This window comes from Pollutimonas rozaliensis, assembly GCF_048751585.1.
In the GTDB taxonomy this organism is placed as follows: domain Bacteria; phylum Pseudomonadota; class Gammaproteobacteria; order Burkholderiales; family Burkholderiaceae_B.
The window spans coordinates 551,153-569,809 of the sequence record NZ_JAZHOB010000001.1; the positions used below are offsets into that span (position 1 = coordinate 551,153).

Below are 18,657 nucleotides of genomic sequence, written 5' to 3' on the forward strand. Positions count from 1 at the left end.
GTCCTGGCTGGCGTGAAACAATGCGTGGACACGGGCGGCGCTACGGCGCGCCGCCCGGACCGGGTGCGCCGGGGATCATCCCTTGGAGAAGGACACCCCTTTGAGCCGGATCATGCCGTCAGGGTAAGGATCAAAGCCCTGCACTTTCTTTTGAATGACGAACGGCCATGGCTGGTAGTAAATATACATGCTGGGCAATTCGTCCTGCAATATCGTTTGCGCTTCGTCGTACACGGCCTTGCGCTTCTCTTGATCGGATATCGTGCGCGCCTTGCGCAGCAATTCATCGACCTTGGGATTGCAATACTTGCCGTCATTCAGCGTGCCCTTGCAGGTTACGAACGAAAAGATATTGCCGTCCGGATCCACCCGGCCCGACCAGCCCCGCATGTCCACCTGGAAATTGCCCTTGGCCGACTCGGCAAGCATGGCCGCGTACTCCGTGGGGCGCAGGCTGAGCTGGAAGCCCGCCTGGCCGGCCATCGCCTGCACCATTTCCGCCGTGGACGCCTCGATGGTGTTGTTGGCGAAGGTCAATTGAGCCTGTACGGTTTCCATGCCCGCCTCTTTCAGCAAGGCCTTGGCCTTGGCGATATCGGGCTTGACCACCGGAAACTTTTCGCTGTGATAGGGGCTGGCCAGCGGAAAAGGCTGCTGAGCGGGCGGAAAGATGCCCCCGCCTATCACTTCGCCTATGGCGGCCCGGTCTATCGTCAACTGGAAGGCCTGGCGCACGAGCTTGTTGCTGAAGGGATTGTTCTTGGCGCCTTCCCCGTTGCTTACGTTGAACATGAATTGACGGAATCCCAAGCCGGTTACCGGCTTGAACACCAGCCCGGCATCCTGCTTGATATCCGGCACGTCGCTGGGATTGGCCCGTTCAAGTATGTCTATGCCGCCCGACTTCAGGTTCGAGAGGCGCACCGTGGAGTCGGGTATGGCAAAGAAGGTGACCTTGTCGAATGCGTAATCCTTGGCATCGTAGTATTTGTCGAATTTTTCCAGGACGATGCGGTCGTTCTGGACGCGCTCGACGAATTTGTAGGGCCCCGAGCAGACCGGATTGCGGCCCACCGTGGATGCGCTGTCCGCGCCCGCGAAGCTTTTGGGCGACAGCATCATGCCGGCCCGGTCCGACAACTGCGCCAGCAGCGGCGCGTCGGGCTGCTTGACCTTGATGACCAGCGTGTACGCGTCGGGCGCCTCCACCTGGCTGACCGAAGCCAGTTCGCTCTTGCGCTGGCTTTCCGGCAAGGTCATGGCGCGATCCAGATTGGCCTTGGCGGCCTGGGCGTCGAACTTGCCGCCGTCATGGAAAACGGCGTCTTCGCGCAGTTTGAAAGTCAGCGCCGTGTTGTCCTCGTTCCAGGACCAGGACTTGGCCAGCTTCGGCACGAACTGAAGCTTGCCGTCGATGTCCACCAGCTTGTCGCACAGCGACGTGAAGACGATGCGCGCCGCATAGGTGCGCGAACGATGCGGATCCAGCGTGTCCGGATCGTCCTGCATGCCGATGCGCAAGTCTTGCGCATGGCCGACAGCGGCCATGCCCAGCAGCAGGCCTCCGGCCAATACCGTGATTTTTTTCATGTCTTGTCTCCTCCAGCTTGTCGTTATGGATTAAAAACCTACCGCCTGGCCATCCCTGCGGCCATCGCTGGCCGCCACATAACCTTGTTCGTTGTCGTCTTCCGACATGCGCCAGATGAACTGTCCGGCGCCGAAATCCATATAAGGGTCGTTCACCGAATGCAGCTTGTGCCCCAGCCCGATCAGGCCCTGGGTAACGGAAGCGTCCATGGTGTGCTCGATATCCAGCGTGAAATCGCGATTCACCTTCCAGCGCGGGGCGCAGCAGGCGGCCTGCGGCTGCTGGTCGTAATCGATCATGCGGACCACGGTCTGCAAATGGCCCTGGGGCTGCATGTCTCCGCCCATTACGCCGAAGCTCATGACCGGCTTGCCGTCCTTGCTCAAAAAGCCGGGGATGATCGTATGGAAAGGCCTTTTGCCGCCCTCCACCACATTGGGCGATTGCGGATCCATCGAAAAGCCCACGCCGCGATTCTGCATGCTGATGCCCGTGCCCGGAACCACCACACCGGAGCCGAAACCCATATAGTTGGACTGAATGAAGGAGATCATCATGCCGCTTTCGTCGGCGGCCGACAAATAAATGGTGCCGCCCGCATGCGGACGGCCGGCGGCCGGGAACGAGGCCTCGTCCAGGCGGATCAGCTTGGCCCGGCTATCCAGGTAATTGTCGTCCAGCATCTGCTCCGGCGTGATGGGCATGCTGCGCGGATCGGACACATAGCGGTACAGGTCGGCGAAGGCCAGCTTCATCGCCTCGATCTGGATATGCTGGGATCGCACCGAGTCGACCGGAATATTGCGCAGATCGAAACGCTCGCAGATGCCCAGCGCGATCAGCGCCGCAATGCCCTGCCCGTTGGGCGGGATCTCGTTCAGCGTATAGCCGTGATAATCCTTGGAAATGGGCTCGACCCACTCAGGCTTGTAGCCGCGCAAGTCATCCAGGGTCATGGCGGCGCCGCATTCGCGGCTGAAGGCGGCTATCTTCTCGGCCAGCTCGCCTTCGTAGAAATCACGGCCATGGCTTTGCGCAATGCGCTTCAGCGTATTGGCCGCGCCTTTCAAGCGGAACAACTCGCCCGTACGAGGCGCACGGCCTTCGGGCATGAAGGCATCGGCATAGCCCGGCTGGTCTTTGAGTTCGTCGGCCGCCGTGGCCCACTTGCCGGCCACCACAGGCGGCACTACATAGCCGCGTTCGGCAATCTCGATCGCCGGCTCGAACAGGGTTTCGAACGGAAGCTTGCCGAACTTGCCATGCAAAGCGGCCCAGCCCGCCACCACGCCAGGCACCGTCACGGCGTCCCAGCCGCGCTTGGGCTGTTTGGCCAGGCCATCGGAACCCGTGCCGTATTTGCGCTTGAAATACTCCACATTCCAGGCCGCCGGCGCCACGCCTGACGAGTTCAGGCCATGCAGTTTCTTGCCATCCCACAAAATAGCGAAGCAGTCGCCGCCGATGCCGCAAGATACCGGCTCGACCAGCGTTATCGTGGCGGCGGCCGCAATGGCCGCATCGACCGCATTCCCCCCTTTAAGCATCATGCGCAATCCGGCCTGGGCCGCTAGCGGGTGAGAGGTGGAGACCACATTGCGCGCGAACACCGGCGTACGAATGGAAGGATAGGGATTGGACCAGTTGAAGTTTTTCATGTCGGGAAAGAAATGTTGCCAGAAAAAGTGTTGCTCAAACCGTCTAAGCTACTATCATTCTTTCATTAGATCAATTTAGTTTTATATTTCTCATTCAAGTTTTTCTTATGAGTTCACTTCGCTTTCTGCGCACCTTCGTCGCCATTGCCCGCTTAGGCTCGTTTTCGGAGGCCGCCGAGCACGTGGGCCTGACTCAGGCCGCCGTCAGCCTGCAAATGCGGACGCTGGAAAAGGAGTTCGGCCGAGAGCTTTTCGACCGCAGCGGCCGGCTGGCCCTGCTTAACCAGGCCGGACGCGAGTTGCTGCCCGAAGTGAACCGGCTGCTGGAGCTCTACGATCGCATCCGGCTGCCCCGGCCATCCACCGGGCACTTCGCGGGCGAGCTGGCCATAGGCGCCATCGTATCCAGCATGAGCATCCTGGCGAAAATCGTGTCGCAATTGAAGAGTCAGCATAAAGAGCTGGGCATACGCCTGGTTTCGGGCAAATCCAGCGAGCTGACCCAGAAAGTGGAACGAGGCGATATCGACGCCGCCTTCGTCGTCGGGACCGTCAAGCGCCCCGCCGGCACGACCTGGTCCCTGCTTTATCAGGAACCGCTGCGCATCATTGCCCCGCTCTCGGTCCGCAGCGACGATCCCCGGGAAATCCTGACGCAACATCCCTTCCTGCGCTTCGATCGCAGCCAGCACACAGGCCGGCAAATAGACCGTGTGCTGCAAAAAATGGGCATCGTGCCCGACGATTTCCTGGAACTGAACGCCATCGAGCAATTGCTCAGCCTGGTGCAGCAGGACGTGGGGGTTACGGTGCTGCCGCTGCTGCACACGCTGGACTGGGAAACCATGAACGGCCTGCGCATACTGCCGCTGCCGGCCGAGTTGGGTTCGCCCTCGCGGGACATCGGCATGATAGTGCGGCGCGACAGCATGCAACTGGACATCACCCAAGCCGTCTACGACAGTTACGCCAGCCTGTCTCTTAGGTAGAATGTGCGAAAAACAGGAGAAGGCTGTGGCGCTTGGACGTATCGGTAACTGGTATTTCGGATGGACGATCGTTGCGGCGGCCGCAACGCTCACCTTGTTGACGGTGGGCCTGCGCATGGGCATAGGCCCTTTTTTCCTGCCCATTGCGCACGACCTGGGATTCAGCCGCAGCCTGCTGGCCGGCATCATCGCCATCGGCATGCTGTTCTACGGCATAGGCATGCCCATCGCCGGACACCTGGTCAGCACCCGCGGCACGCGTTTCGTGCTGCTGCTGGGCACCGCCCTGGTCGCGGTTGCCATTGCCGGGACCGTCATGGCGACCGGCCCGATAAGCTTCCTGCTGGCCTTCGGCGTGCTGCTGTCCCTGGGCCTGTCTTTCATCAGCCCCGTCACGATGACGCCCGTGCTGAGCCGCTGGTTCGTGCGGCGGCGCGGCATGGCCCTGTTTTTCCTGTCCACGGGATCCATGGCCGGCATCGCCATCCTGACGCCTGTGCTGGGGCTATCGATCGAATGGCTGGGCTGGCGGGAGACCCTGCTGAGCTTCGCCGTCCTGCTGGCCGTCATCACCGTCCCCATTGCGCTGTTCATCATTCGCGAAGACGCGCCGCCCGATGCGGATGCCGGTCCGGCGACCCCAGGTGCCCCATCGGCCGCCGCTACGGCCGATTCATCCGCGCTTGCCGCGGCCAATTGTGCTTCGCCCGCGCCCGGCCGGGCCGCAATGCGGCCTTCGCCGGCAGTCGACCTTAAAGTCCGCGACGCCCTGCGCACCGTGCAATTCTGGAAAATCGCCTTCGGCCTGTTCGCCTGCGGCTACAGCATGAACCTGCTGGGCACGCATGGCGTGCCCATGCTGATGGATCATGGCTTCGACGCCATGACCGGTTCCTTCGGCATCGGCCTGATCGGCTTCGCCGCCATATTCAGCACCCTGGTCCTGGGCCGCCTGTCGGACATGGTGCCGCGCAGGAACATTCTTTCCGCCATCTACCTGATCCGGGGCCTGGGCTTTTTTGCGCTGGTGATGGTCGGCACGCAATGGGAACTCTATGCCGCGGCCACCATAGGCGGCATCGTCTGGGCCGGCAGCATCGCGCTGTCGTCCGCCATACTCGCCGACCTTTACGGCGTGCGCCTGGTCGGCATCCTTTACGGCTGGACTTACCTGGGCCATCAGGTTGGCGGCATGATCAGTTCATGGCTGGGCGGCTGGGGCTACGAAACCTTCGGCACGCACTGGATCGCCTTCGGCAGCGCCGGCGCGCTGCTGCTGGCGGCAAGCATCGTATCCATGAGCCTGCCCGCATCGCGCCAGGCTTTCGTGGTGCCTGTCGCGGCGCGGTGATTCGGAGAACCGTCAAATAAATCGAAACTCATGAACGGACTCAAGCTGAGGCATCTGAATATTGTTCTTGCCATTAGCCAGGCACGCAGCCTGGCCCAGGCTGCCGAGCGGCTGTACATTACGCCCGCTGCAATCTCCAAGGCGCTGACCGAAGCCGAGGCCGTGTTTTCCCAGCCGTTGTTCGAGCGCGGTCGCGGATGGATTCGCCCCACTGCGCTGGGCGAGCTGGTCATTAGCGCGGGTCAGCAGGTGCAAGCCCAGCTAAGCGTGCTCTCTGAGGACGCCCAAGGCCTGGGACAGGGCCATTTTGGCGAGTTGCGCATCGGGGTAAAAGCGGTATCGCTGCATCCGTTTTTGGCGGATACGATTGCGGAGTTTTCCCGACAATTCCCACGAGTAAGGCTGCGCATCGTCGAAGGAGAGTCGGCCGACCTGCGCGATATGCTTATCGAAGGCCAGCTCTCGCTATTGTTCGCCCGCCTTAGCGCGGACATCACCAAGGCGGGGCTGGCCAGCGCAGCGGTCACGACCGATACAGTGGCGATCGTCGCCAGCGCCGATCACCCGCTTGCTCTCCAGCGCAAGGTCTGCTGGGAGGAACTCGTGGCGCACCAATGGTGTCTTCCGGCGCCCGGCACGTTGATGCGCGATCTATTGACTCGCACATTAGCCGCTCAACAGCTTGATCTTCCGACCCGCTATGTGGAGACCAGCGACATGACGCTTGTGGCTCCCTTGTTTGGCCTGGGACACTACCTGACCATCGTGCCCACACGCGTCGCTCAACGTTTTCTGGCACCGCCTGTCGGGTGTGTTCTACCCATCGAAGTGCCGCCGGCAGGCGACGCTGTGGGACTGATATGGAACCGCATCCTGCCCATGTCCGCCACGGCACAGCATTTTCTGGAATCGGCTCTCATGCGTCTGCGCAGCCAAAACGCGCAGACCTGAATTCCCGCCGCTCCCAAATGGAACCAAACAGCCGGCTTCGCCCACTACTCAAACGCAATCTGCTTTTCGCGGATTAAGTTGCCCCATTTCTCGTAGTCGGCACGCAAGCGCTGCGCCAGCATCTGCGGCGTACCCGCCGCCGGTTCGTAGCCCTGAGCTCGCAGGGTGTCCTTCGTGCTCTGTGCTCCCAAGGCGTCCTGCAAGGCATGATTGAAACGTGCCACGATGGGGTCCGGCAGGCCCGCCGGGCCGACAATGGCAAACCAAACAGTCGCGTCGTAGTCGGGGTAGCCCGCTTCCGCCACAGTGGGGACGTCAGGAAAAATCGATACGCGCTGACTCGATGTAACGGCAAGCGCCCGCATTTTTCCTGATTTCACGAACGGCAATGCGGTCCCTGTCGATGCGAAAGCCATGGGAATCTGCCCACCGACCAAGTCGATCGCCGCCTGGCTACCGCCTCGATAGGGTATATGCACCAACTGCGTGCCTGTCATCGCCTGGAACAACTCTCCCGACAAGTGCGCGGCTCCACCCAATCCCGAAGTGCCAAAACCGATCGCGCCTGGATCGCGTTTAGCCAGCGTGATCAACTCTTCCAGCGTATGGGCTGGTACGGACGGATGCACCACGATAATGGAAGCGCCCTCGCACACCATCCCAACCGGCGTAAATCCCGTAAGCGGGTCATAGCCCACCTTGCGGCCGTTGGGCAGTATCGTCATGGGGCCACTATCAGTCACATGCAAGGTATAGCCATCCGGTTTCGCACGCGCCACATAGGCCGCGCCAATGGTGGCCCCCGCGCCCGGCCGATAGTCGAACACCACCGGCTGGCCCAGACTGTCCTTCAGCATCAGCTCCAGTGGGCGGGCCACGCCATCGGTTGCGCCGCCCGTCGGATAACCGAGCACCAGCTGTACCGGCCTTGCCGGCCAGGCCTGCAGCGAGTCAGCCCTTGCGTTCATTGCCAAGCCCATTCCGGGAAGGCAGGCGGCCACGCCGGCCGCGGTCTTCATAAAGCGTCTACGTGAATCAAGCATGGTGTTTTTCCTCAGTTTATGGTTCTTGAAAGACAGCACGCCCCAGCGCTGCCTATAAGCGACAATCGTCGAAAGAGCAGGTTTAGATAAGTAAAGGCTAATGCCGGCGCTCGCCAAGCAATGCATCAATCGCCGCTTCCAACCGCTCTGCGGCGGCGTCCAGTCGCTGCCCGCTGCGCAGCAGCCACTGTTTGTCGGCGTCCAGCAGCTTCTGGTGCACAACGATGGCTTCACGCACCCGCCGCGGCGCAGGACCGCCGGGCAACTCGTGACGCAAGACCGACGCATGCGCGTCCAACGCGTCCCGGATCACCTCATCATCCAGGCTCAACGGCTTGTTCATGAATAGGCGCGCCGCCTGATCGATCAATCCGGAATCCACCTGCGAAGGCGTGCGGCCGGCTTCCAGCGCAAGCCTTACGGTGATCCCGGCAATTTGGTGCGCGGCGCGCCAATGCACTCCAGCGTGCCGGACCATGGCGCCCGCCAGATCCGCCGCGGTGGCCCAGTGCGCATTAGCGCTCTGTGCCATTCTCGATGTGTGCACTTGCAGGCTGCCGAGCAGAGCATCCATCAACATCGTGCCGTCGATGAGCTCATCGTAGCTGCGCCAATGATCGGACAATGCGCGTATCCACTCGAATACCGGCACCGTCGATGGATTCTTGTGCACAACGACCGCACTGACCAACATGCCACTCGTTGTCGCAACCAATCCTTTTAGGCATTCCAGGGCATTGGGATTTTTCTTTTGCGGCATGATGCTGCTGGTGCCGCAGAAGCCGTCCGCGCATTCCAGCATGCCGTACTCAGGCGCGGACCACAGCATAAGGTCCTCCGCCAATCGATTAATGTTGCCGGCCATCAGTGTGGCGATAGCATGTGCTTCGATCTCCAGATCGCGCCCCCAAACCGCATCGCGCGTGTTAAGGGCGAGTCCATCGAAGCCAAGAAGATCGGCAGTCCGTTCGCGATCGAGCGCAAACTCGGATCCAACCAGGATCGCCGCACCCGCCGGGCTGAGATTCAGCCTCGAATAAAACTGCCGGATGCGCTCGCCATCGCGATCCAGGCCGCTCAACATGGAAAGAAGATAATGAGCGAAAGTGATTGGTTGTGCATGCTGCAAGTGCGTATAACCCGGCATAACCGTCTCGATATGCGCTTGCGCCAGGTCCAGCAGCGTCGCGCGCAGCTTGTTTCCTGCCTGATACAGAGCAATCAGCTTGCCGCGCAGCGTAAGCCGAAACGACACCGCCAGGAGATCGCCGGAACTGCGGCCCAAATGCAGCTTTCCCGCCACTTCGCTACCCAGCTCGCGCGTCAGTATCGCTTCACCCGAATGCATATTCTCAGCAGTTTCGGCTCGCACTTCTACGACGCCATCGCGCTCGACCTTGCGCAGGACTTCCAACATGGCCACCGCGTCATCCCGCGCCAGCAAGCGCTGCTCAGCCAGCATCAAAATGTGAGCCTTGTCGAAAGCGTGGAAAGCGCCTAGCTGCTCACGCAAGCGGGCGTACTTGCCAAGCACGCTCTCATCGGGCCCCGGCAAGCAAACTTGTGCCAGTTCGGGCCGAACCGGTTGAGATAAACGTACCTGGGCGGCGCGATAAACGGACATGAAATAACTCCTGCGTGTTTCCAATGCAAGAGAGTCTAGCCGCCTCATTGAAGGAACAGTTAGCGAATTAAAGTGATTATTAATTAACCATATGGTTAATTAACTGCTTTTTCTTCGTTCAGATAGAGTCCAATCACGCGCTCGAGGGCTGCAGGGCGATGATCGCCATGCCAAGCAGCGCAATGCCGGCCCCGGCCGCATCCCAGCGCGTCAGCGAAACGCCGTCGACGAACCGCAGCCACAGCAGCGCGACCGCAATATACATGCCGCCGTATGCCGCGTAAGTCCTGCCCGCCGCGCTGGGATGCAAGGTCAGCAGCCAGGCGAACAACGCCAGAGCAACGGCGGCGGGAATAAGCAAATACAGGCTTTTCCCCTGTCTAAGCACCAGCCAGGGCAGATAGCAGCCGATGATTTCAGCAAGCGCCGTGACGGCGAACAACAAGCTTAGGCGCAACAATTCCAACGCAGGCTCCCGGGGAACAATGATTCATGGTGGAACGATAACGCAAAGCGGCGGCCTGCCGGCCGCCGCCTTGCGCGTTGCTGCTGATTGAAAAGTCCGGGCGGCGCCTGGTCTAGTTGGCCTTCAGATTCGCCTTTTTGATCAATTTACCAAACCGCTCGAATTCCTCACGATTCATCTCGGCCATTTCCGCCGCGCTTATCGGCGTAATTTCGCCCCCCAAGCCCAACAAGCGTTCCCGCACGTCTGGCAGTTCAAGGGTCTGATTCAGGGTCTTGTTGAGCAGCTCTACGGTTTTCGGATCGGTGCCGCCGGTAACGAACATACCGTACCACGTATACATATCGGCCCCGCTGACCCCGCTTTCAGCCAAGGTCGGGACGTCGGGCAGTTGGGCCGAGCGTTTGGGCGACAGCACGGCCAGTGCTCGCAAGCCGCCGCTGCGGATTTGAGCCATGGAGGAAGAGCTGGTGTCGAACATCATGGAAACCTCGCCCGAGATGATATCGATATGCGCCTGCGAGCTGCCTTTATAAGGCACATGAGTCGCTTCGGCGCCCACCGCCAGCCCAAAAGCCACTCCAGCAATGTGCTGCGTGCTTCCGATACCCGAGGAGCCGTACGTCAACTGGCCCGGGTTGGCCTTCATGGCCTCGATGACATCCTTTACCGATTTGTACGGCGAGTCCTTGCCAACCACCAGAACGTGCGGAACTTTGGCAATCAGGCCTACCGCATTGATGTCCTTGAGCGGGTCATAGGACAACTTGAGTATATGCGGGGCAATGGCCTGGTTGGTGTTGGTCGCGGCAAGCAAGGTATAGCCATCTTTCGGCGCGCGCGCGGTGTTGTCGGCCGCAATGGTTTGAGAGGCGCCGGGGCGATTCTCGACTATCACCGACTGTTTCAGCGCCTGGCTGAACTTATCGGCAAACATTCTGGCCAGGATATCTGTCCCGCCACCTGCGGAAGCTCCTACCAAAATGCGTATCGGCTTGCTGGGATAGCTGTCCGCGGCCAGGGAAGGCGCGGCAAAGGCAAGCGCGATCGCCATGCCGCTGCACAGCAGGCCCCGCTGAAAGGCAATGCTTTTAATCATGGAATAGTCTCCTGGATTTTCTCTTTGAAATCTGTTTTTTGAATCGATCACGGAATGGCATGACACGGTGAGTGTACAAGTCGGGTTCACGGCGACCAAATGATTTTTTCTATGGTTCGAAACAAGAAAAGGTAATGCAGTGACGCGCATTCCGGCATCGAGCCGCAGGCTAGTTTTTCTAGTTGCCCACACAAGAAAATGTCGTTTGATTCGCTATAGGGCGTCTTGTAGACTTGCTTGAAATCAACCTCGATCGCGGCCTGCCTGGGCGCCTTTCAAGCCGCGGCGAGCACAAAGGCATTCAAGTTTCGAGCGTGTCAGCGGGCAACAGTCATGAGCATTATCACCAACATAGAAGATCTGCGGCAACGTTCAAAAAAAATTCTTCCGCGCATGCTGTTCGATTACGTAGATGGCGGCTCTTACGATGAACAGACCTTGCGCCGCAACGAAACGGATTTTGATGCACTGCAACTACGACAGCGCGTCATGGTCGATACATCCGGCAAGCGCCTTGGCAGATCGGTTCTGGGTCAATCATATGCCCTGCCCGTCGGCATTGCGCCCACGGGCATGGCCGGCCTGTATTACCCCGAAGGAGAAGTGGTCGCACTGGCGGCGGCGGAAAAGTGGAATATTCCGTACACCTTGAGCACGCTTTCGATCTGCTCGCTCGAGCAATTGCGCGGCAGTACCGATTACCCCTTCTGGTTCCAGCTCTACATCATGAAGGACCGCGCCTTTACCGAATCACTGATCGAACGCGCGGCGGCGGCACATTGCAGCGCGCTCGTCCTGACGGTCGACCTGCCTATTTCGGGACAGCGCCACCGCGACATCAAGAATGGCTTGAGCGTTCCTTTGCGCTTCACCGGCGGCGGCCTGTTCGACATGATGCTGCGCCATGGATGGTGGAGACGGCAAATGTTCGCCAAAAGCAAGTCCTTCGGAAACCTGGCGGGCATGGCCTCGGCTGAAAACTCGAAGCTGATGGGCCTGGCGCAATGGTGCGCATCGCAATACGACCCTTCGCTTAGCTGGGACGATGTGGCCTGGATACGAAAGCTCTGGAAAGGCAAGCTTATCGCCAAAGGCGTCCTGAATGCGGAAGACGCCCGCCATGCAATCGACCATGGCTGCGACGCCGTCATTGTGTCCAATCACGGAGGCCGGCAGCTCGACGGCGCTCGCTCCACCATTTCCAGCCTGCGCTCCGTGGCAACAGCCGTGAACCGGCAGGCTCCGGTTCTTCTGGACGGCGGCATTCGCAGCGGACAGGACATCATCCGGGCGCTCGCACTGGGAGCCGACCTGTGCATGGTGGGCAGGCCCTACCTGTATGCCTTGTCGGCCGCGGGTCCCGCGGGTCTCGATACGCTCTTCACGATCCTGAAGAACGAGCTGGAAGTATGCATGGCCTTGATGGGCATCCGGGACTTGTCCGAAGTGGACGAAACCTGCCTTGAAAATCCCCGGTACTTTTCCCGCGAATACTGAATCCGGCCGACGAAGCTTTGGCCTCCGCGACCCCGGACGCCAAAGCCCTATGCCCTTGTTAATCAATGCAGACATAGATAGGAACACTATGACCAACACCATCCAGGTAGCAAAGAAGGATCACGTCGCCACGATCGTGCTGAACCGCCCGGAAAAGATGAATTCGCTCGACTACGACGGTTGGATTCAACTGGACCAGGCTTTGCGCACCCTTTCGGACGACGATGACGTGCGCTGCGTCGTGCTGCACGGGGCCGGCGGCCGGGCATTTTCGGCCGGCGCCGATATTTCCGAGTTCACGACCCGGCGCCAAAACTCGGAGCAGGCATACGCCTACGGCCTTGTAACGCAATCAGCCATGGACGCGTTGGCCAATTGCAGGCATCCCACCATTGCCATGATCACAGGAGTTTGCGTTGGCGGCGGCCTTGAGCTGGCTTCGGTTTGCGACTTGCGCTACAGCAATGCGTCGGGCCGTTTCGGCGTGCCCGTGAACAAGCTGGGCCTGGTTCTGTCCTACGGGGAAATGCGCGGGCTGATGCGCCTGGTGGGCCCGGCCATTGCCATGGAAATCGTACTGGAAGGCCGGGTATTCGATGCCGACGAAGCCTTGGACAAGCGGCTGATCAATCGCATTTACCCGGACGAGACCCTGGGCGACGCGGTCATGGATATCGCCAATACCATCGCCGAGCGCGCACCGCTGGTAAACCGGTGGCACAAAAAATTCAGCCGCCGCCTGCTGGATCCCGCGGCGATCACGCCAGAGGAATGGAAAGAGTCCTACGACTGCTTCGATACCGAAGACTTCCGAATCGGCTACCAGGCATTCCTGAACAAGGAAAAACCGAAATTCACGGGGCGCTGAGTCGTCCGCTTTCCGCCCAACCCATTTCTTCACGAGTCATTATGGATCTACCTCTCTCCAATATCCGCGTTCTTGACGTCAGCCAGATCATGGCCGGCCCTTTCTGCTGCATGCTGCTTGGCGATATGGGAGCGGACGTCATCAAGGTCGAACCCCCCGGCGTCGGCGACCAAACCCGCAAGGCCATGGGATTCAAGCTCAAGGGCAGCGATAGCGGCGGGTTTTTGGCGCTGAACCGCAACAAGCGCAGCGTCGAAATCAACCTGAAATCCGAACCGGGCCTTGAGGCCTTCTACGAGCTGGTCAAAACCGCTGACGTGCTGGTCGAGAACAGCCGGCCCGGGGTCGCCAAGCGACTGAAGATCGATTATGAAACCTTGAAAGAGATCAATCCCCGGCTGGTGTACGCGAGCATATCGGGCTTCGGCCAGACCGGGCCCTGGACATCCCGCCCCGGCCTGGACCTGATCGCCCAGGCCACCTCGGGCGTAATGAGCGTAATGGGCCATCCCGGCGGCTTGCCTGTGAAATCCGCCATACCTCTGGCGGATCTGGGCGCGGGCCTGTTCTGTGTGTACGGAATACTCAGCGCCCTGATGGGGCGGCACAGCAGCGGCCTGGGCCAATACGTCGATGCATCGCTGTTTGAAACAGCGCTGGGCCTGTCCGTTTGGGAAACCACGGAATACTGGGGCACCAAGACACTGCCTACCCCCATAGGCAGCGCCAATCGCATGAGCGCGCCCTATCAGGCCGTCAAGGCCAGCGACAGGTATTTCGTTATTGGCGCGGCCAATCAAAAGCTCTGGACCGCGTTATGCCGGGCTATCGGCGGCGACGCTCTGCTGGATGACGAGCGCTACGCAACCAACGCCGACCGCATCAAGAACCTGGCTCCGCTCATTGAAAGCCTCGAAGCCATTTTCTCCACCAAAACGGCGGAAGAATGGGTGGACATCATCCAGGAGGCGGGCGTGCCGACCGCGCCCATCCTGAATTACCAGGAGGCCACCACCAGCGAACAAGCCCAGGCGCGGCAAATGGTATTGCCGATCGAGCATCCCGTCGAGGGAAGCATCAACACCTTGGGCTTTCCCGTCAAACTCAGCCGGACACCTCAAAAAGTGCGCCATGCGCCCCCGCTGCTGGGCCAGCACACCCGTGAGGTGCTGCTTGAGTCGGGGCTGGATCCCGAACAGTTCGACAGGCTTGCGGCCCTGGGCGCATTTCAAAAATAGATCGGCGCGGAATAGCCGCCATACGGCGGCTATTCGCTGCGCGCAGTTTGACGGGCCTGCGACTGTACCCAATCGACGAAGCTGCGAATGGCGTGAGATTCCGAGCGGGCCTCTGGATAGCTGATGTAATACGCGTAATTGACCGGCATGCTGATATCGAACAATTGCACCAATCGGCCGCTGGCCAGATCCTGTTCGATCCAGGCGCGCTTGACCAAGGCCACGCCCAGGCCGTCGATGGCGGCGTCGATGACCAAGTGGCTGGGCCAGAAGGTAGGCCCGCGCGATGTATCCACATCGTGGCAGTCGATGTTATCGAACCAACTGCGCCAATCGGGATGGGTGCTATCGCTGCCGTCGTGCAGCAACGGGTAATTTTGCAGATCCGAGGGATGCCGCAGCTTGGGCCGGTCGCGCAGCAGCTTCGGGCTGCACACCGGCACAACCTCGACTGAAAAGCATCGCTCGGATCGCATTCCCGGATAATTCCCCTGTCCGTAGCGGATGACCAGATCCAGGTCCTCGCGAGAAAAATCGATCAGATGATGCGATGTGGAAAGCTTCAGATCGATGTCCGGGTGCTTCTGAAAGAAGGCCTCCAGGCGAGGCAACAGCCATTTCACCGAGAAGGTCGGGGATGCATTGATTTTCAGGACGGAAACGTCCTTGTGCCTGTGCAAAAGATCGGTGGCGTCGAGCACCTGCCGAAAGGCTTGCTGGATGGCCGGCAGGTAGGCCTGCCCAACGTCGGTCAGCACCAGGTTCCCGCCGATGCGGGAAAACAGCTTGACCCCCAGGCTGCTCTCGAGCACCTTGATTTGGTGGCTGACCGCGGCAGCCGTCACGAACAACTCGTCGGCGGCACGGGTGAAGCTTAGATGCCGGGCCGCCACTTCGAAGGTGCGCAACGGATTTAATGGTGGAATTCTGGGCGACATGAATGCTCCGGATAAAGCCTTATAACCAGTCTCTACACGCTATGGCAGTCAACAAGCAAGCTGGTTTTATACCACGCAATCCGCTGCCCGCCCTTGGCGCGGAGTGAGCTGGCGCTTGCCTGGCTTATTGCGGCAGAGCCGACAAAATCGATGCCGGCGGCCACGCCGCAGCCGCCGTTGCGCGCTTGGTCCGGCTAGGCAATCGCCCGGGCCGCCTGCCTTTGGAACACGCGGCGCAGTAGCGGAAAACACCAAACCAGCAAGGTGACGATCCCCAGGACGGCGGACAAGGGACGATCGAAGAATCCCATCAGATTGCCCTGCGTGCTGATCAGCGACTGCATCAGATTGCGTTCCACGATAGTTCCAAGCACGATCCCCAGAACCACCGGCGCAATCGGCACCCCGCATTCCTCCAGGATATAGGCCATGACGCCAACCCAGAACATCACGGATATCCCTGAAAAATCGTTATTGATGGCAAACGAGCCTATCACCGCCAGGATCAGCAAAGCGGGCATGATCAGCTTCTGGGGAATGCGCAGCACGACCTTGGCAATGCGGATGGCGAGCCATCCAAACGGCAACAGCAGCAGATTGGCCAGGAAGAAAACAATGAACACGGCATAGACCAGATCCGCATTGTTGATAAAGACCGCCGGGCCGGGATTCATGCCTTTTAGATACAGCACGCCAATAGCGATTGCGGTAATGGTGTCGCCGGGTATGGCAAACACCAGCGCTGGAATCCAAGCGCTGCTCAGGGCGGCGTTGTTGGCGCTGGCACCCGCGATCACGCCCTCGATGTGGCCTTTTCCCCATTTTTCGGGCGTGCGCGAAAACCGCCGCGTAATGGCGGTCGATATCCACGCGGCAATGTCCGCGCTGGCGCCCGGCAACATGCCGACGAACGACCCCAGGCCGCAGCTTCGCAGCACGACCCTGCCATATCCCCAGACGGACGAAAACACATTACGCCATTCGTCCACCGCCCGGGTGCCGGCGGCGTTCGCCGCTTTTCCGGTGCGCAGGAAAGATCGTATGATTTCAGGCAAGGCGAACATGCCGATCAGTGCCGGAATAAAAGACACCCCCTCCAGCAGATCGGTATTGCCGAAAGTGAATCGCGGATGGCCCGACGAATACTCCATGCCGACGCACGAGATCGCCAGGCCGATCAACAAGGCCAGCCCCCCCTTGATCGTGTCGTCCCCCGCCACGAATATTGCGCAGCTCAACCCCAAGGCGCTAAGCCAGAAGAACTCGAACACGCTGAACTTCAGTGCCACGTTGGCCAGCATCGGCGCCGCAAATATCAGCACGGACGATCCAAACACACCGCCCAGCATCGAACAAAGCGCCCCTATGCCTATGATGTAACCCGCCCGTCCCTGCAAAGTGAGCTTATGCGCATCGTCGACATAGGCGGCCGAGGCCGGCGTTCCGGGAATCCGCAATAGGGCTCCGGGGACATCCCCAGCCGCCATGACCATTGCCGCCGCCGAAACGATGGAAGCGATGGCCGCAAGAGGACTCAAGGCGAATGTCAGTGGAACCATCAAGGCAACGGCCATCGTAGCAGTCACCCCCGGCAGCACGCCCACCACAAATCCGAATAGCGAGGACAGCAACAGCACCAACAATATGTCGGGCTGAAACACCATGTTCAAGGCCGGAAGCAGATAATCCATGGGCTACCACCAAAATTGGGAAAGAATACCGGTAGGCAAAGGCACCCTTAGCAGTTTGCTGAACAAGGTATCCAGCACCAGCGTGATGATCAGGGCCAGACCCATGGAGAAAACCAACTTACGGCCGGACCACAGGAACAGTACGCTCATGGTGAGCATGCTGAGCAAAGGAAATCCGACCGCATCGCCCCAGTAGATAAAGGCAAGGATGGATGCCAGGACGATGGCGGCCGCAAAAGACCCTTTGATATTGTTGCGCCAGTCATCGCAAGAGATCAGCTTCCGCCGCCATCCAGCCTGACGGCCCACCCGTATCAGCAGCAATCCGCCAAACAGGACGAATCCCCACCCCACGATGCCGGGGAACATGGCGGGCCCATAGTAGTGGCCGGGGATCTTGGGAAAGCTTTGGATATGCCACAAAATGGCCAGTCCGAATGCAACGGCCAGCAGCCCGAGCAAAGTATCGCTAAGTCGCACGCTATTTCCTGATATCTGGTGGGCGGAGTAACCGTCTTACTTCTTGACCTTGGCGAGAATGTCGGAGGTGCTCTTCAAATCGTTCGCCAGCAGCGCCTTCCATTCTTGGTCGTCGCGCCATTTCACGTCGATGCCGCGCGAATCCATGGCTTTGCCGAATTCGTCGCTCTGGATGACCTTGCCCAGGGCGGCGGTCAGTTTTGCCGCAATATCGTCCGGCAGGTCTTTCGGACCGGCTATGCCGTGAAGCACGGAATAGGTCCAATCCGAACCGGCCGCTTCCTTGAGCGTCGGCGTATCGGGAAAGCGGGGCAGACGCTCCGGCGTCATTACCGCGAGCGCCTTGAGCTTGTTGGATTCCAGCAATGCGGCCGCCTCGGCCATGGATGCCGTGGAGAAAGTCGAGTTGCCCGAGGCCACGTCCAGGTGACCCGCGGTTCCGCCCTGGGTCGGCACCCAGATGACGGTTTCCGGGTCTATGCCCAGATCCAGCATCAATCCCAAGAAGGAGATATGCCAGTTCACACCGGGAGCGGCGCCGGTCGCTTTCAACTGCCCCGGCTTGGCCTTGATGTCATCGACCAGGTCCTGGAGCGTGTTGTACGGCGCATCCTTGATGACATTTACCGCCGATGCGATCTGTGTGGCCTGCCCAAGCGGACGCATGTCGGCATAGGTCAGCTCGGCCAGGCCTTGGGGCTTGTACAAGCTGATGTCATTGGTTACCACGCCGATGGTGTAGCCGTCCGGCTTGGCCTTGGCAATGGCGGTGTGCCCCGGTATAGCCGCGCCACCCCCGCGGTTGACGACATTGACCGGCACGCCCAGTTCCTTTTCCAGCAAGCCTCCCCATGTGCGAGCGCCGATGTCGGCTCCTCCGCCGGCGGGATACGGCACGATGACCGTAATGGGGCGGCTGGGCCATTCTTTTGCGTGGGCTGTTCCCGCAGCGGCAAGGATGCCGAAAGCCAGCGACGCGGCAAGAAGGTTTCGTTTGGAATGCTTTACCAATCCGAGCATGTTTGTCTCCTGATTCTGATTTTTGGACCGTCCGGCTTCTGGCACGACACGGCGCAGGCGGTGGGTTGGCAACCCTTTTAAAAAAGTATAACGGATATTAGATACGATATGATTTGGTCGGCAGAGAAATTTATCCAGGTTTACCCTAGCTTC

At 60.0% G+C, this 18,657-nt stretch carries 16 protein-coding genes; 6 read left to right on the forward strand and 10 right to left on the reverse strand.

Translation table 11 applies throughout. The features are described 5' to 3' along the window. Positions 1–75: 75 nt before the first annotated feature. Positions 76–1,590: an ABC transporter substrate-binding protein gene (locus V0R37_RS02605; RefSeq protein WP_420373005.1), complete on the reverse strand. Its 1,515-nt coding sequence runs from the start codon at positions 1,588–1,590 to the stop codon at positions 76–78. Between the two features lie 30 nt (positions 1,591–1,620). Then, entirely contained in the window at positions 1,621–3,249 is a 1,629-nt protein-coding gene (gene ggt, locus V0R37_RS02610; protein WP_420373006.1) for a gamma-glutamyltransferase, read from the reverse strand. 107 nt (positions 3,250–3,356) lie between these two features. On the opposite strand from ggt, the gene V0R37_RS02615 reads away from it, so the two are divergent. From V0R37_RS02615 to V0R37_RS02625, 3 genes are read left to right on the forward strand one after another with little or no spacing between them, the layout of a single operon-like run. Next, complete coding sequence (locus tag V0R37_RS02615; RefSeq protein ID WP_420373007.1) at positions 3,357–4,238, forward strand: LysR family transcriptional regulator; 882 nt, start codon at positions 3,357–3,359, stop codon at positions 4,236–4,238. 1 nt (position 4,239) lies between these two features. Then, positions 4,240–5,589 (forward strand): MFS transporter, encoded by a 1,350-nt coding sequence (locus V0R37_RS02620; RefSeq protein ID WP_420373008.1) that lies wholly within the window; start codon positions 4,240–4,242, stop codon positions 5,587–5,589. 30 nt (positions 5,590–5,619) lie between these two features. Continuing rightward, positions 5,620–6,540 (forward strand): LysR family transcriptional regulator, encoded by a 921-nt coding sequence (locus tag V0R37_RS02625; protein WP_420373009.1) that lies wholly within the window; start codon positions 5,620–5,622, stop codon positions 6,538–6,540. 44 nt (positions 6,541–6,584) lie between these two features. Here V0R37_RS02625 and V0R37_RS02630 read toward each other — a convergent pair whose 3' ends face one another. The 4 genes from V0R37_RS02630 to V0R37_RS02645 all read right to left on the reverse strand — a co-directional run bounded on the left by V0R37_RS02630 (position 6,585) and on the right by V0R37_RS02645 (position 10,772). Continuing rightward, positions 6,585–7,583: a Bug family tripartite tricarboxylate transporter substrate binding protein gene (locus tag V0R37_RS02630; protein ID WP_420373010.1), complete on the reverse strand. Its 999-nt coding sequence runs from the start codon at positions 7,581–7,583 to the stop codon at positions 6,585–6,587. 97 nt (positions 7,584–7,680) lie between these two features. Then, complete coding sequence (gene argH / locus V0R37_RS02635) at positions 7,681–9,207, reverse strand: argininosuccinate lyase (RefSeq protein ID WP_420373011.1); 1,527 nt, start codon at positions 9,205–9,207, stop codon at positions 7,681–7,683. Positions 9,208–9,340: 133 nt separating this feature from the next. Beyond that, on the reverse strand, positions 9,341–9,673 hold the full coding sequence (locus tag V0R37_RS02640) for a YnfA family protein (protein WP_420373012.1): 333 nt from the start codon (positions 9,671–9,673) through the stop codon (positions 9,341–9,343). A gap of 112 nt (positions 9,674–9,785) precedes the next feature. Next, positions 9,786–10,772 (reverse strand): Bug family tripartite tricarboxylate transporter substrate binding protein, encoded by a 987-nt coding sequence (locus V0R37_RS02645; RefSeq protein WP_420373013.1) that lies wholly within the window; start codon positions 10,770–10,772, stop codon positions 9,786–9,788. 333 nt (positions 10,773–11,105) lie between these two features. Between V0R37_RS02645 and V0R37_RS02650 the strand changes: the two genes are divergently transcribed. The 3 genes from V0R37_RS02650 (at position 11,106) to V0R37_RS02660 (ending at position 14,375) form a co-directional block, all read left to right on the forward strand. Then, positions 11,106–12,269 carry an alpha-hydroxy acid oxidase gene (locus V0R37_RS02650; RefSeq protein WP_420373014.1) on the forward strand — a complete coding sequence of 388 codons (1,164 nt, stop codon included), beginning with the start codon at positions 11,106–11,108 and terminating at the stop codon, positions 12,267–12,269. A gap of 88 nt (positions 12,270–12,357) precedes the next feature. Further along, positions 12,358–13,137, forward strand: a complete 780-nt coding sequence (locus tag V0R37_RS02655) for an enoyl-CoA hydratase-related protein (RefSeq protein WP_420373015.1) — start codon at positions 12,358–12,360, stop codon at positions 13,135–13,137. Positions 13,138–13,178: 41 nt separating this feature from the next. Then, entirely contained in the window at positions 13,179–14,375 is a 1,197-nt protein-coding gene (locus tag V0R37_RS02660; protein WP_420373016.1) for a CaiB/BaiF CoA transferase family protein, read from the forward strand. Positions 14,376–14,404: 29 nt separating this feature from the next. On the opposite strand, the gene gcvA is transcribed toward V0R37_RS02660, so the two are convergent. The 4 genes from gcvA to V0R37_RS02680 all read right to left on the reverse strand — a co-directional run bounded on the left by gcvA (position 14,405) and on the right by V0R37_RS02680 (position 18,504). Beyond that, positions 14,405–15,313 (reverse strand): transcriptional regulator GcvA, encoded by a 909-nt coding sequence (gene gcvA / locus V0R37_RS02665; protein WP_420373017.1) that lies wholly within the window; start codon positions 15,311–15,313, stop codon positions 14,405–14,407. Between the two features lie 194 nt (positions 15,314–15,507). Continuing rightward, complete coding sequence (locus tag V0R37_RS02670; RefSeq protein WP_420373018.1) at positions 15,508–17,004, reverse strand: tripartite tricarboxylate transporter permease; 1,497 nt, start codon at positions 17,002–17,004, stop codon at positions 15,508–15,510. A gap of 3 nt (positions 17,005–17,007) precedes the next feature. Beyond that, on the reverse strand, positions 17,008–17,484 hold the full coding sequence (locus tag V0R37_RS02675) for a tripartite tricarboxylate transporter TctB family protein (RefSeq protein WP_420373019.1): 477 nt from the start codon (positions 17,482–17,484) through the stop codon (positions 17,008–17,010). A 36-nt stretch (positions 17,485–17,520) separates the two neighbouring features. Further along, the gene (locus V0R37_RS02680) at positions 17,521–18,504 is read right to left on the reverse strand and encodes a Bug family tripartite tricarboxylate transporter substrate binding protein (protein ID WP_420373020.1); all 984 of its coding nucleotides are present in this window, start codon (positions 18,502–18,504) and stop codon (positions 17,521–17,523) included. Positions 18,505–18,657: the final 153 nt, after the last annotated feature.

Excerpts from the sequence above, each read along its gene's own strand:
- V0R37_RS02605 (WP_420373005.1), bottom strand. The coding sequence starts at position 1,590 with ATGAAAAAAATCACGGTATTGGCCGGAGGCCTGCTGCTGGGCATGGCC.
- ggt (WP_420373006.1), bottom strand. The coding sequence starts at position 3,249 with ATGAAAAACTTCAACTGGTCCAATCCCTATCCTTCCATTCGTACGCCG.
- V0R37_RS02615 (WP_420373007.1), top strand. The coding sequence starts at position 3,357 with ATGAGTTCACTTCGCTTTCTGCGCACCTTCGTCGCCATTGCCCGCTTA.
- V0R37_RS02620 (WP_420373008.1), top strand. The coding sequence starts at position 4,240 with ATGTGCGAAAAACAGGAGAAGGCTGTGGCGCTTGGACGTATCGGTAAC.
- V0R37_RS02625 (WP_420373009.1), top strand. The coding sequence starts at position 5,620 with ATGAACGGACTCAAGCTGAGGCATCTGAATATTGTTCTTGCCATTAGC.
- V0R37_RS02630 (WP_420373010.1), bottom strand. The coding sequence starts at position 7,583 with ATGCTTGATTCACGTAGACGCTTTATGAAGACCGCGGCCGGCGTGGCC.
- argH (WP_420373011.1), bottom strand. The coding sequence starts at position 9,207 with ATGTCCGTTTATCGCGCCGCCCAGGTACGTTTATCTCAACCGGTTCGG.
- V0R37_RS02645 (WP_420373013.1), bottom strand. The coding sequence starts at position 10,772 with ATGATTAAAAGCATTGCCTTTCAGCGGGGCCTGCTGTGCAGCGGCATG.
- V0R37_RS02650 (WP_420373014.1), top strand. The coding sequence starts at position 11,106 with ATGAGCATTATCACCAACATAGAAGATCTGCGGCAACGTTCAAAAAAA.
- V0R37_RS02655 (WP_420373015.1), top strand. The coding sequence starts at position 12,358 with ATGACCAACACCATCCAGGTAGCAAAGAAGGATCACGTCGCCACGATC.
- V0R37_RS02660 (WP_420373016.1), top strand. The coding sequence starts at position 13,179 with ATGGATCTACCTCTCTCCAATATCCGCGTTCTTGACGTCAGCCAGATC.
- gcvA (WP_420373017.1), bottom strand. The coding sequence starts at position 15,313 with ATGTCGCCCAGAATTCCACCATTAAATCCGTTGCGCACCTTCGAAGTG.
- V0R37_RS02670 (WP_420373018.1), bottom strand. The coding sequence starts at position 17,004 with ATGGATTATCTGCTTCCGGCCTTGAACATGGTGTTTCAGCCCGACATA.
- V0R37_RS02680 (WP_420373020.1), bottom strand. The coding sequence starts at position 18,504 with ATGCTCGGATTGGTAAAGCATTCCAAACGAAACCTTCTTGCCGCGTCG.